This is a genomic window from Streptomyces sp. NPDC001922 (genome assembly GCF_042891165.1).
In the GTDB taxonomy this organism is placed as follows: Bacteria; Actinomycetota; Actinomycetes; order Streptomycetales; family Streptomycetaceae; genus Streptomyces.
In genome coordinates this window covers 222,968-236,005 of record NZ_JBIASV010000008.1, presented here as the reverse complement: position 1 = coordinate 236,005, position 13,038 = coordinate 222,968, and the positions used below count along the sequence as shown (strand labels likewise).

The 13,038-nt window shown below is 74.2% G+C and carries 9 protein-coding genes; 1 reads left to right on the top strand and 8 read right to left on the bottom strand.

What is annotated here, in order from left to right:
* The first annotated feature begins 317 nt into the window (after nucleotides 1-317).
* Nucleotides 318-1,418 (top strand): citrate synthase 2, encoded by a 1,101-nt coding sequence (locus ACFYYR_RS16920; protein ID WP_388853115.1) that lies wholly within the window; start codon nucleotides 318-320, stop codon nucleotides 1,416-1,418.
* Nucleotides 1,419-1,751: 333 nt separating this feature from the next.
* Here ACFYYR_RS16920 and ACFYYR_RS16915 read toward each other — a convergent pair whose 3' ends face one another.
* From ACFYYR_RS16915 to ACFYYR_RS16880, 8 genes are all read right to left on the bottom strand, one after another.
* Nucleotides 1,752-2,309 carry a TetR/AcrR family transcriptional regulator gene (locus ACFYYR_RS16915; RefSeq protein ID WP_388853554.1) on the bottom strand — a complete coding sequence of 186 codons (558 nt, stop codon included), beginning with the start codon at nucleotides 2,307-2,309 and terminating at the stop codon, nucleotides 1,752-1,754.
* Between the two features lie 299 nt (nucleotides 2,310-2,608).
* A complete protein-coding gene (locus tag ACFYYR_RS16910) occupies nucleotides 2,609-3,448 on the bottom strand; it encodes an enoyl-CoA hydratase family protein (protein ID WP_388853112.1) in 840 nt (279 codons plus the stop codon).
* Nucleotides 3,445-5,043, bottom strand: a complete 1,599-nt coding sequence (locus ACFYYR_RS16905; protein ID WP_388853109.1) for a 4-coumarate--CoA ligase family protein — start codon at nucleotides 5,041-5,043, stop codon at nucleotides 3,445-3,447. Before ACFYYR_RS16905 ends, ACFYYR_RS16910 begins: the two co-directional genes overlap by 4 nt.
* Before the next feature lie 220 nt (nucleotides 5,044-5,263).
* Nucleotides 5,264-6,487, bottom strand: coding sequence for an acyl-CoA dehydrogenase family protein (locus tag ACFYYR_RS16900; protein WP_388853106.1), 1,224 nt, complete (start codon nucleotides 6,485-6,487; stop codon nucleotides 5,264-5,266).
* 268 nt (nucleotides 6,488-6,755) lie between these two features.
* Nucleotides 6,756-8,759, bottom strand: coding sequence for an acetyl/propionyl/methylcrotonyl-CoA carboxylase subunit alpha (locus ACFYYR_RS16895; RefSeq protein WP_388853103.1), 2,004 nt, complete (start codon nucleotides 8,757-8,759; stop codon nucleotides 6,756-6,758).
* An 8-nt stretch (nucleotides 8,760-8,767) separates the two neighbouring features.
* Entirely contained in the window at nucleotides 8,768-10,363 is a 1,596-nt protein-coding gene (locus ACFYYR_RS16890; RefSeq protein WP_388853100.1) for an acyl-CoA carboxylase subunit beta, read from the bottom strand.
* Entirely contained in the window at nucleotides 10,360-12,039 is a 1,680-nt protein-coding gene (locus tag ACFYYR_RS16885) for an acyclic terpene utilization AtuA family protein (protein WP_388853097.1), read from the bottom strand. Before ACFYYR_RS16885 ends, ACFYYR_RS16890 begins: the two co-directional genes overlap by 4 nt.
* Complete coding sequence (locus tag ACFYYR_RS16880; protein WP_388853094.1) at nucleotides 12,036-12,830, bottom strand: TIGR03084 family metal-binding protein; 795 nt, start codon at nucleotides 12,828-12,830, stop codon at nucleotides 12,036-12,038. Before ACFYYR_RS16880 ends, ACFYYR_RS16885 begins: the two co-directional genes overlap by 4 nt.
* Between the last annotated feature and the right edge of the window lie 208 nt (nucleotides 12,831-13,038).

Here is a 13,038-nt window from a genome sequence, read left to right as displayed (position 1 = left end):
CGAAAATCATCCGCTGGGCCCCTGTGGCGCCCGGACACCGAGAACCGCGTGTCCGGCCCGCGCTGCCCACAGAACCGTAGTGACCTGCAACGACCGGTGAACCACCCTCGGCGCTCGCGGCCCGACCGACCGCAGGGCCCGCTTCCGTCGGGCCGGCTTTCCGCCGCGACCGGGGTGACCGGCGCCCGCGCGGGGCATCACCGGGGTGACGGAACGGACGCGAGTCGCAGTGTCGCGGCAGCGTGCAGTCTCGGCACCGCACAGAAGTGACATTGAGGTCACAAGCCGCATGTCGACGTATCTTGAGGAGCCGCCTGATGTCCGACTTCGTCCCCGGACTCGAAGGAGTCGTCGCGTTCGAAACGGAGATCGCCGAACCCGACAAGGAAGGCGGCGCGCTGCGCTACCGAGGGGTCGACATCGAAGACCTGGTCGGCCATGTCTCCTTCGGCCATGTCTGGGGTCTGCTGGTCGACGGCGCGTTCAACCCCGGTCTGCCGCCCGCCGAGCCGTTCCCGATCCCGGTGCACTCCGGCGACATCCGCGTGGACGTGCAGTCCGCGCTCGCCATGCTCGCGCCGGTCTGGGGCCTCAAACCGCTGCTGGACATCGACGAGGCACAGGCCCGTGACGACCTGGCCCGGGCCGCCGTCATGGCGCTCTCCTACGTCGCACAGTCCGCGCGCGGCCAGGGCCTGCCGATGGTGCCGCAGAAGGAGATCGACAAGGCGGAGACCGTCGTCGAGCGCTTCATGAAGCGCTGGCGGGGCGAGCCCGACCCGAAGCACGTCAAGGCCGTCGACGCGTACTGGACCTCGGCCGCCGAGCACGGGCTCAACGCCTCCACCTTCACCGCCCGGGTGATCGCCTCCACCGGCGCCGACGTGGCCGCGGCCCTGTCCGGCGCGGTCGGCGCCATGTCCGGACCGCTGCACGGCGGCGCGCCGTCCCGCGTGCTCGGCATGATCGAGGAGATCGAGCGCACCGGCGACGCCACGGCCTACGTCAAGCAGGCCCTGGACAAGGGCGAGCGGCTGATGGGCTTCGGGCACCGCGTCTACCGCGCCGAGGACCCTCGGGCGCGGGTGCTGCGCCGGACGGCCAAGGAGCTCGCCGCCCCGCGCTTCGAGATCGCCGAGGCACTGGAGAAGGCGGCGCTGGAGGAGCTGCACAACCGGCGTCCGGACCGGGTGCTGGCCACCAACGTCGAGTTCTGGGCGGCGATCGTGCTGGACTTCGCGGAGGTCCCGGCGCACATGTTCACCTCGATGTTCACCTGCGCCCGCACCGCCGGGTGGAGCGCGCACATCCTGGAGCAGAAGCGGACGGGGCGGCTCGTCCGGCCGTCGGCCCGCTACATCGGCCCCGCGGCCCGCAACCCGCGCGAGGTGTCGGGCTACGAGGCCATCGCGCACTGACGCGAGCGGCGCGGAGCGGCGGGTATGCCGCACGGACTCCGCCTCGGGCGCCGGACGGTTCGACCGTCCGGCGCCCGAGGGCGTTCAGCGGGTCCGCGCGCCGGGGCGGCTCCTGCGGGGAGCCGGGGCACCCGCGCCGGGGCGGCTCCTGCGGGGAGGCGGCGGCACCCGCGCCGGGGCGGCTCCTGCGGGGAGGCGGCGGCACCCGCGCCGGGTGGCCTGGGGCGTACGTGCCGGTGGGCGCGGGGGTACGTGCCGGTGGGCGCGGGGGTACGTGCCGGTGGGCGCGGGGGTACGTGCCGGTGGGCGCGGGCCCGTGCCCCGTACGCCGCCCTACGCCTCGGGGGTCAGCGCCTCGTCCAGGACGCGGGCCCACTGCTCCACCACCCGGTCGCGCCGGGGCTTGTCGTCGGTGAGCAGGTTGGCCAGCCCCAGGCCGCGGGCCATGTCGAGCAGCCCCTGGACGGTCTCCCGGACGCCGGGGCGGCTCTCGTCCGCGCCCAGCAGCTCCACGGCCATCCGGTGGGTCTCCCGGCCCACCCGGGCCTCGATCGCCACCACCCGGCGGCGGAGCTCCTCCTCGTGCGAGGCCGCCACCCAGAGCTGGAGCGCCGCGCGGAACAGCGGACCGGTGTAGAGGTCGACCAGTTCCTCGACGATCACCCAGGTGCGGGCGACCGAGCCCGGCGGCGGCAGGCTCCGGGTGACCGCGCGCAGCGCCCCCGACCGCTTCTCCGCGACGTGCTCGACCGCCGCGGTGAACAGGTCCTCGCGGGTGGGGAAGTGGTGCTGGGCGGCGCCGCGGGAGACCCCGGCCCGCTCGGCGACCACCGTGACCGTGCTGCCGCTCCAGCCGTGCTCGGCCAGGCAGGCCACGGCGGCCTCCAGCAGCCGGAGGCGGGTGGCCCGGCTGCGGTCCTGTTGGGGACCGCGCTCCTGCCGTCCGTGGCCGCGGCGTTCCCGGCCCGGCCGGCCGCGGGACGGGGTGCGGACGCCGGGCTCCCGCTCCGGGTCCCGGTGCCCCGCCGGGGCCTGGTCCCCGTCCGGGCCGTGCTCCCCTTCCGGACCGTGTTCCCCTTCCGGACCGGGCTCCTCCGCTCCGGGGCCGCTCGTCGGGCCGGGGCCACTCACCCGGGACGCCGGGCGGGGCGCCCGCCGCGGGGCCGGGCCCCGGCCCGCGCCGGACGACGTCACCGCGCCCACGCCGGGGCCCGCCGCTCCAGGAACGCCGTCATGCCCTCCCGCGCCTCGTCGGAGGCGAACAGCCGGGCGGACTGCTCGGCCAGGGCGTCGGTGTCCCGGTCGAACCCGCGCAGCACCTCGGCGGTGACCAGTCGCTTGGACTCCGCCAGCCCCTGCGGGGAGGTCCGTCGCAGGCCGTCGAGGACCGGGGCCAGCGCCTCGTCGACCTCGTGGCCGCTGCCCGCGGCCACCGTCACCAGACCGATCCGGGCCGCCTCCTCGGCGTCGAACCGCTCCCCGGTCAGGTAGTAGCGGGACGCGGCCCGCGGGTCGAGGCGCGGCAGCAGCGGCATCGAGATCACCGCCGGGGCCAGGCCGAGCCGTGCTTCGGTGAAGGCGAAACTCGCGCCGGACCCGGCCACCGCGATGTCGCACGCGCCCAGCAGGCCGAGCCCGCCGGCCCGGACATGGCCGGTCACCCGGGCCACGACGGGCTTCGGCAGCTCCACGATGGTCCGCAGCAGCCGCGCCAGGCCCAGCGGGGCCGACGCCCCGGAGCCGTCCGGACCCTTCGGACCGCCCGGTGCCGCCTCCCCTTCGGGGGACTGCGAGGCCGGGGGCGCGGCGGCGGTCGCCTCGGCGAGGTCCGCGCCCGCGCAGAACGTGCCGCCCGTGTGGGTCAGCACGACGGCCCGGATCTCCGGGTCCTTCGCCGCGGCGTCCAGGCCGTCGTACAGCTCCTGGACGAGCCGCACCGACAGGGCGTTGCGGTTGTGGGGCGAGTCGAGGGTGAGGGTGGTGACGCCGCGCTCGGAAGCGCGGCGCACCAGCCGTTCGGCATCGGTCATGAGGGTGCTGAACTCCTTTCCCGGTCCCGCAGTTCACGCCGGAGGATCTTGCCGCTGGCGGCGCGGGGCACGGTCTCCAGGAACGCCACCCGGCGCACCTTCTTGTAGGGGGCGACCCGTCCGGCAACGTACGCCATGACCTCCTCCTCGGTGATCTCCGCCCCCGGCTGCGGAACGACGAACGCCTTGGGGATCTCGTTGCCGTTCCCGTCGGTGACCCCGATGACCGCGGCGTCGGCGATCCGCTCGTGGGAGAGCAGCACCGCCTCCAGATCCGCCGGAGCCACCTGGTAGCCCTTGTATTTGATCAATTCCTTGACCCGGTCGACCACATACAGCCAGCCGTCCGCGTCGACCCGGCCGATGTCGCCGGTGTGCACCCAGCCGTCCGCGTCGATCATCTCGGCGGTCGCCTCCGGATTGCCGAGGTACCCCTTCATGCGCTGCGGGCCCCGGATGACGATCTCGCCCTCCTCGCCCGCCCCGAGATCCTTCGCCGGGTCGTCGAGGCTCACGATGCGCATCTCGGTGCTGGGCAGCAGCTTGCCGACGGTGCCGGGCGGCGGGACCGGGGCGCCCTCGACGGGACGCGGCACCGCGTGCGTCCCCGGGGAGAGTTCCGTCATGCCGTAGGCCTGCATGACGGGCGGCACCCCGAGGCGGCGGGAGCACGCTTCGGCCAGGTCCTCGTCGAGCGGGGCCGCCGCGCTCACGATGTACTGCAGGGACGACAGGTCGTGCGACGCCACCGCCGGGTGCTTGGCCAGCGCCAGCACGATCGGCGGCGCCACGTAGAGGGCGGTGACCCGGTGCTTCTCGATCGTCGCCAGGAACTGCTCGAGGTCGAAGCGCGGCAGTACGACCACCGTCGACCCGTTGCGCAGCGGGGCGTTCATCAGGGCGGCGAGACCGTAGATGTGGAAGAAGGGCAGTACTGCCAGCACCGTGTCCGCCGGGCCGCTCTCGACCAGGGCGTGCAGCTGCGACAGGTTGGTGGCCATGCTGCGGTGGGTCAGCATGACGCCCTTGGGGGTGCCGGTCGTCCCGGAGGAGTACGGCAGCGCGGCCACGTCCTCGGCGGGGTCGAAGGCCACCACGGGCTCGGGAGCGGTGGAACCCAGCAGGTCCAGCACGGAACGGTGGCCCTCGGCGCGGTCGCAGACGAAGATCTCCGCGATGGCGCCGCCGCCCGCCGCCTCGGCCGCGGCACGGGCGGTGTCCAGCAGCGGGGAGACGGTGACGATCCACCGCGCCCCGCAGTCCCGGAGCTGCCGGCCGAACTCCTCGGCGGTGGCGAGCGGATGGATGGTGGTGACGGTCGCTCCGGCGCGGGTGGCCGCGTAGAAGACGACGGGGTAGGCGAGCGTGTTGGGGCTGTGCAGGGCCAGCACGTCCCCCTTGCGGACGCCCGCCTCGGCCAGGCCGGCCGCCACGCGGCGGTGAAAGCTGTCGAGCTGGGCGTAGCTGAGGGTGGTGCCGTCGACGCCGTCGATCAGCGCGGGCAGTTCGCCGAACTCGGCGGCCCGGCCGAGGACGACGTCGTGGATGGGCCGGTCGACGACGGGGATGTCCGCGTACTCGCTGTGGAACACCATGGCGGTCCCTTCTGGGGCTGTCGTTCCTCCATCGCTGTGGCCCGGGGGTGCGGCGGGGGCCTGGGGCGGCCTTGGGGCCCTGGTCCGGAGCGTCTTCGGTTCCGGACGGTCCGGTCCGGTCCGTCTGTCCGGTCCGTCTGTCCGGGCTGTCCGTCCGGGCGGTCCGTCCGTCCCGCAGGGCCCGCCGCGTGGTGGGCACAGCCCTTCAGGGTCGCGTGTTTCAGTACGACTTGGGGAGACCCAGGGACTGATGGGACACGAAGTTGAGGATCATCTCCCGGCTGACCGGCGCGATCCGGGCCACCCGCGACGCGGTGATCATCGACGCGAGGCCGTACTCCCGGGTGAGACCGTTGCCTCCGAGCGTGTGGACGGCCTGGTCGACGGCGTGCGCCGCGGCCTCGGCGGCCGCGTACTTCGCCATGTTCGCCGCCTCCCCCGCCGCCATGTCGTCGCCCGCGTCGTAGAGGTGGGCGGCCTTCTGCGTCATCAGCCGGGCCAGTTCGATCTCGATGTGGACCTGGGCGAGCGGGTGCGCGATGGCCTGGTGGGCACCGATCGGCTCCTTCCACACGGTGCGGGTCCGGGCGTAGTCGACGGCCTTGGCGAGCGCGTACCGTCCCATGCCCAGCGCGAAGGCGGCCGTCATGATGCGCTCGGGGTTCAGGCCGGCGAAGAGCTGGAGCAGGCCCGCGTCCTCTCCGCCGCCGGCGTGGGAGGGGCCGCCGCCGACCAGCGCGTCGGCCGGGAGCCGCACGTCGTCGAGGACGAGCTCGAACTGCTTCTCCGGAGCGGAGAGTTCCATGTCGATCCGGTTGCGCGCGAAGCCGGGGGTGTCCCGGGGGACGATGAACAGGCAGGCCTTGAGCCTGCCGGTCCGGGCGTCCTCCGTGCGGCCGACGATCAGTGTGGCGTCGGCGATGTCCACCCCCGAGACGAACACCTTCCGGCCGGTCAGCAGCCAGTCGCCGGTCGCCGGGTCCCGGCGGGCCGTGGTGGTGATCCGGTGCGAGTTGGAGCCGGCGTCGGGCTCGGTGATCCCGAACGCCATCTTCCGGCTTCCGTCCGCGAGGCCGGGCAGCCACTGCTGCTTCTGCTCGGTGGTGCCGAAGCGGGCGATGACGGTGCCGCAGATGGCGGGCGAGACGACCATCATGAGGAGGGGGCAGCCGGCGGCGCCCAGCTCTTCGAGCACGATGGAGAGTTCGGTGATGCCACAGCCCCCGCCGCCGTACTCGGTGGGGAGGTTCACTCCGAGGTAGCCGAGCTTGGCCGCCTCGGTCCAGAGCTCGTCGGTCTGCCGTCCGTCGCGGGCGACGGCGGCGAAGTACTCGCGGCCGTAGCGGGCGCCCAGGGCGGAGACGGCGGCGCGGAGGTCGCGGTGGTCCTGGGACTCGATGACGGGGGCGGTGACTGCGGCGGCTGCGGGGTCGACGGGGGTCATGGCGGGGCCTCCTCGGGCGCGGGTGTCTGTGCGGGGTGGGGGCGGGGCGGGTCCTTCTGGGTTCAGTGGGGCGGTTTTCCGCTGTTTGCGGTTTTCCGGTGGGGCGGGGTGCTGGTGAGTGCAGGTCTCGCCCCGGTGCGGCCGTGTGGGACAGGTGCGGATCGCCGGTGGGTGCGGGTGCGAGGCTTCCGGGATGGGGGGTTCCGGAACGTATATTTACGGCCCTGGCGGGCCACAAATACACGGCAGCTTCCGGAACCCCCCACCCCTACAGCCCCGCCCCCTCCCGCCGGTGGCCCGCCTCGGGCTTCCCGTGGCCGGTGTCGACCGGCCGGGGCGCCGCCTCGGGATTCCGCTGGTCGGCGTCCTGTTCCCGGTGGTCTGTCCCGTCCTCGGTCACGACCGCCAGGAGCGTGCCCAGTTCGACCTGGGTGCCGGGGGTGGCGTGGAGTTCGGTGAGGGTTCCTGCGGTGGGGGCGGAGATGCGGTGTTCCATCTTCATCGCCTCCAGCCAGAGGAGAGGCTGGTCCGCCGTGACCCGGTCGCCGATCGTCAGGCCGGCGACGCGGATCACCGTGCCCGGCATCGGGGCCAGGAGGGAGCCCGGTTCGGTGTGGGCCGTGGGGTCGGGGAAGCGGGGCAGGGCGGTGAAGGTGTGGGCGCCCAGCGGTGAGTCGACGTGGACGCGGTCGCCGTAGGTGGCGATCTCGAAGGTGCGGCGGATGCCGTCCAGTTCGAGGACTACGTGGTCTGCGGTGGTTCGGAGTACGCGGATGCCGCCGTCCTCGGGGACCGGGCCGCCGCGGGTGTGGCGGTAGCGGACCTCGTGTTCGGTGCCGTCCGGTTCCGAGCGGTAGGTCTTGGTGTGCGGCTGGGACGGTACATTGCGCCAGCCGCCGAAGCGGGAGCGGCCCGAGGAGTCGGCGAGGGCCGCGGCGAGGGCCGAGATTTTGCTGTTTTTGTCGGTGGGTGCGGTCAGGTCGGGGAGATGGCGGTCGTAGAAGCCGGTGTCCAGGTGCGCCGCGGTGAAGTCCGGGTGGCGGAGGGAGCGGACGAGCAGGTCGCGGTTGGTGACCGGGCCGTGGATGCGGGCCCGTTCGAGGGCGCGGGCCAGTTTGCGGACGGCTTCGGCGCGGGTCGGTGCGTGGGTGATGACCTTGGCGAGCATCGGGTCGTAGTGGACGCCGATGTCCATTCCGTCGGCCACTCCGGAGTCCAGCCGGACGCCCGGGATGTCCAGGCGGTGCAGGGTTCCGGTCTGGGGCTGCCAGCCGCGGGCCGGGTCCTCGGCGTAGAGGCGGGCCTCGACGGCGTGGCCGGACGGTGCGGGGAGTTCGGTGAGTTCCTCGCCCTCGGCGATGCGGAGCTGGAGGGCGACGAGGTCGACGCCGTAGACGGCCTCGGTGACCGGGTGTTCGACCTGGAGGCGGGTGTTCATCTCCAGGAAGTACGGGCGTCCGTCGGCCGAGACCAGGAACTCGACGGTGCCCGCGCCGGTGTAGCCGACGGCGCGGGCCGCGTCGGTGGCGGCGTTGTGGAGGGTGCGGCGCAGTTCGTCGTCCAGGCCGGGGGCCGGGGCCTCCTCGATGACCTTCTGGTGGCGGCGCTGGAGGGAGCAGTCCCGGGTGCCGAGGGCCCATACGGCGCCGTGGTGGTCGGCGAGGATCTGGACCTCGACGTGCCGGCCGCGTTCCACGTAGGGCTCGGCGAACACCTCGCCGTCGCCGAACGCGGAGGCCGCTTCGGTGCCCGCGGCCGCCCAGGCGTCCGGGAGCTCGGCGAGGTCGCGGACCAGGCGCATGCCGCGGCCCCCGCCACCCGCGGCCGCCTTGATCAGCAGGGGCAGGTCCGCGCTGGTGGCCTTGTCGGGGTCGACGGGCGCGAGGAGCGGCACCCCGGAGGAGGCCATGAGGTCCTTCGCGCGGGTCTTCGACGCCATCGCCTCGATGACCTCGGGCGGCGGCCCGACCCACAGCAGTCCGGCGTCGAGGACGGCGCGGGCGAACTCGGCGTTCTCGGAGAGGAAGCCGTAGCCGGGGTGCACGGCGTCCGCGCCGGAGGCCAGGGCCGCCTTCACGATGAGGTCGCCGCGGAGATAGGTGTCGGCCGGTGCGTTGCCGGGGAGCCGGACGGCCGCGTCGGCCTCCCGGGTGTGCGGGGCGTCCGCGTCGGCGTCGGAGTGCACGGCGACGGTGGCGATGCCCAGCTCGCGGCAGGTGCGGAACACGCGGCGGGCAATCTCTCCGCGGTTGGCGACCAGGAGCGATTCCATGTACGTCCTCACATCCGGAAGATGCCGAAGCTGCGGGTTCCCTCGACCGGGGCGGTGTGGATCGCCGACAGGCAGAGGCCCAGCACGGTGCGGGTGTCGCGGGGGTCGATGACGCCGTCGTCGTAGAGCCGGCCCGAGAGGAACGCGGGCAGCGACTCGGACTCGATCTGCTGCTCCACCATGGCGCGCAGTGCGGCGTCCGACTCCTCGTCGTACGGCTTGCCCTTGGCGGCGGCCGAGGAGCGGGCGACCAGGGAGAGCACCCCGGCGAGCTGCTGCGGGCCCATGACGGCGGATTTGGCGCTGGGCCAGGCGAAGAGGAACCGCGGGTCGTACGCCCGGCCGCACATGCCGTAGTGGCCCGCCCCGTAGGAGGCGCCCATGAGGACGGAGAGGTGCGGGACGGTCGAGTTGGAGACCGCGTTGATCATCATGGCGCCGTGTTTGATGATGCCGCCCTGCTCGTACTCCTTGCCGACCATGTAGCCGGTGGTGTTGTGGAGGAAGAGGAGGGGGATGTCCCGCTGGTTGGCGAGCTGGATGAACTGGGCGGCCTTCTGCGACTCGGGGCTGAAGAGGACGCCCTGGGCGTTGGCGAGGATGCCGACCGGATAGCCGTGCAGGGTGGCCCAGCCGGTGGCGAGGCTCGGGCCGTAGAGCGGTTTGAACTCGTCGAAGTCGGAGCCGTCGACGATCCGGGCGATGACCTCGCGCGGGTCGAACGGCACCTTGAGGTCCCCGGGGACGACGCCGAGGAGCTCCTCCGCGTCGTACTTCGGCGGCTCGGCCGGTGCCGGGTCGGGGTGCGCCTTGCGCCAGTTGAGGCGGGCGACGACCCGGCGGGCGAGGCGCAGCGCGTCCGGCTCGTCGGCGGCGAAGTAGTCGGCGAGGCCCGAGGTGCGGGCGTGCATTCCGGCGCCGCCGAGGGACTCGTCGTCGCTCTCCTCACCGGTGGCCATCTTGACCAGGGGCGGGCCGCCGAGGAAGACCTTGGAGCGCTCCTTGACCATGATCACGTGGTCGGACATGCCGGGGACGTACGCCCCGCCGGCCGTGGAGTTGCCGAACACCACGGCGACCGTGGGGATTCCGGCGGCGGAGAGCCGGGTCAGGTCCCGGAAGATCGCCCCGCCCGGGATGAAGATCTCCTTCTGGCTGGGCAGGTCGGCGCCGCCCGACTCCACCAGGCTGACCAGCGGCAGCCGGTTGGCGAACGCGATCTCGTGGGCGCGCAGCGCCTTCTTGAGGGTCCACGGGTTGCTGGCCCCGCCGCGTACGGTCGGGTCGTTGGCCGTGATCAGGCACTCGACGCCCTCGATGACGCCGATCCCGGTGACCATGGACGCCCCGACGGGGTGGTCGCTGCCCCAGGCGGCCAGCGGGGACAGCTCCAGGAACGGGGTGTCGGGGTCGACCAGCAGCTCGATGCGCTCCCGGGCGAGGAGCTTGCCCCGTTCGCGGTGGCGGGCGACGTACTTCTCGCCGCCGCCCGCGGTCGCCTTGGCGTGCTCGGCCTCCAGGGCGGCGAGCCGGTCGAGCATCGCCGTGCGGTGGGCCGTGTGGTCGGGGCTCGTGGGGTCGAGGGCGGACGCGAGCACGGTCACAGCAGCATCTCCGGAATCTCCAGGTGACGGGAGCGCAGCCACTCCCCCAGGGCCTTGGCCTGCGGGTCGAAGCGGGCCTGTGCGCCGACGCCCTCGCCGAGCAGGCCGTCGACGGTGAAGTTCAGCGCGCGGAGGTTGGGCAGGACGTGGCGGGTGACGGTCAGCGGGCGGGTCTCCGGGAGGAGTTCCTGGAAGCGGCGGACGGTGAGGGTGTGCGCCAGCCAGCGCCAGGCGTCCTCACCGCGGGCCCAGAGGCCGACGTTGGCGCTGCCGCCCTTGTCGCCGCTGCGCGCCCCGGCGACCGTGCCCAGCGGCACGCGGCGGGTGGGCCCCGGCGGCAGCGGCTCGGGCAGCGGGGGTTCGGGCAGTTCGGTGAGCTCCGCGGTCTGTGTCGGGGGCGGGACGGGGATCCGGCGGCCGTCGTCCAGCACGGCCGTGTGCGGCACGCTCCCCGCGGCGACGTACGCCGCCTCGAACACCCCGTACGGGGCGCCCTTGCCGGGCGGCGCGGTGAGGTGGAAGCCGGGGTAGCCGGCGAGGCCGAGTTCCACGGCCGCGCTGCTGACCGCCCGGCCGACGGCGTCCGGGTCCGGGTCGCGCACCACCAGCCGCAGCAGGGCGCTGGCCTCCTCCTCCACCGCCGCGTCGGCGCGGTCGGTCCGGGCGAGGGTCCACCGGACCTCGGCGGGGCGGGACTTCGCGAGGGCCCGCTCCATCTGCTCCCGGACCAGCGCCGCCTTGGCCTCGATGTTCAGCCCGGTGAGGACGAAGACCACCTCGTTGCGGTGGCCGCCGAGCCGGTTCAGCCCCACCTTGAGGGTGGGCGGCGGCGCCTCGCCGCGCACCCCGTCGATCCGCACCCGGTCCCGGTCGAGCCGGGTGAGCCGGGCGGTGTCCAGGCGGGCGGTGACGTCCGGGCCCGCGTACCGTCCGCCGGCCGTCTCGTACAGCAGTTGCGCGGTCACCGTCCCGACCGTCACCGCGCCGCCGGTGCCGGGGTGTTTGGAGATCACCGAGGAGCCGTCGGCGTGGATCTCCGCGACCGGGAAGCCCGGATGGACGATGTCGTGCTCGGTGAAGAAGGAGTAGTTGCCGCCGGTGGCCTGGGTGCCGCACTCCAGGACGTGCCCGGCGACGACCGCCCCGGCGAGCGCGTCCCGGTCCTCGGCGGTCCAGCCGAAGTGGGCGGCGGCCGGGCCGGTGACCAGCGCGGCGTCGGTGACCCGGCCCGCCACCACCACGTCGGCGCCGGCGCGCAGGCACGCGGCGATGCCCGCGCCGCCGAGGTAGGCGTGGGCGGCCACGACGCCCGGGCCCCAGCCGCGGTCCAGCAGGTCGTCGCCCTCGACGTGCGCCACCCGGACGGGGACGCCGACCCGGTCCGACAGCTCCCGCACGGCGTCGGCGAGCGCGGCCGGGTTGAGGCCGCCCGCGTTGGTGACGATCCGCACCCCGCGCTCGGCCGCCAGCCCGAGGCCCTCCTCCAGCTGGCGGAGAAAGGTGCGGGCGTAGCCGAGCCTCGGGTCCCGGGCCCGGTCCCGGCCCAGGATGAGCATGGTCAGTTCGGCGAGGTAGTCGCCGGTGAGGACGTCGAGGGGGCCGCCGGTGAGCATCTCCCGGACGGCGTCGAACCGGTCGCCGTAGAAGCCGGAGGCGTTGCCGATGCGCAGGGTCACGCCGCACCTCCCGAGGGCGCCCGGCCGGGTCCGGGCGGGCCGGCGAAGGACTGGGCGATGTCCAGCCAGCGGTCCGCGTCCGGTCCCTCGGCGCGTACGGCGAGGTCGCCGCGGTGGGCGCGCTGGGTGACCAGCAGACAGAAGTCGAGGGCGGGGCCGGTGACGCGCTGCGCGGCGTCCGGTGGGCCGAACTCCCACATCTCCCCGTCCGGGCCGGTGAGTTCGACCCGGAACCCCTCGCCCGGCGCCGGCAGCCCGCGGGCCAGGTAGGCGAAGTCCCGGGCGCGCACCCCGATCCGGGCCACGTGCCGGAGCCGGGCCGTCGGGGTGCGCTGCACCCCGAGCGCGTCGGCGACGTCCTGGCCGTGTGCCCAGGTCTCCATCAGCCGCCCGGTCGCCATCGACGCGACGCTCATCGGCGGCCCGAACCAGGGCAGTCGCGCGCCCGCGGGCTGCCCGGCGAGGGCCTGCTGCACGGCTGCCCTCCCCTCCCGCCAGTGCTCCAGCAGTGCGGCGGGCGGCCGGGCCGCGCCGCGCTCGGCGGCGTCGTCGACGAAGGTGTCCGGGGCGTCCAGGGCCTGCGCGGCCTGCCGGGTGAAGGCCTCGGGGTCGGTGGCGGAGAGCACCGCCTGCTCGTCGGTCCAGGCCAGGTGGGCGATCTGGTGGGCGATCGTCCAGCGGGGTGCGGGAGTCGGGGTCGCCCAGGCCTCCGGCGGGAGTCCGGCCACGAGCCCGTCGAGCTCCTCCCCCTCGCTCAGCAGGTCGTCGAGCACGGCACCGGGATCGGCCACGGTGCGCTCCCTTCATGGGTTGACGTGTCGTCAGCGCGTTCCGAGCCCTCCGAGCGTGGCAGCGGCCACAGAAACAATCAAGCGTGCCTGCATGATTTCTTGCCACGGTCCCGGGGGCCGGGGATCCCGTCCTGGGGGCTCGCGTCCTCGGGGCTCGCGTCCTCACGGCCCCCGTCCTCACGGCCCCCGTCCTCGGGGCTCGCGCCCT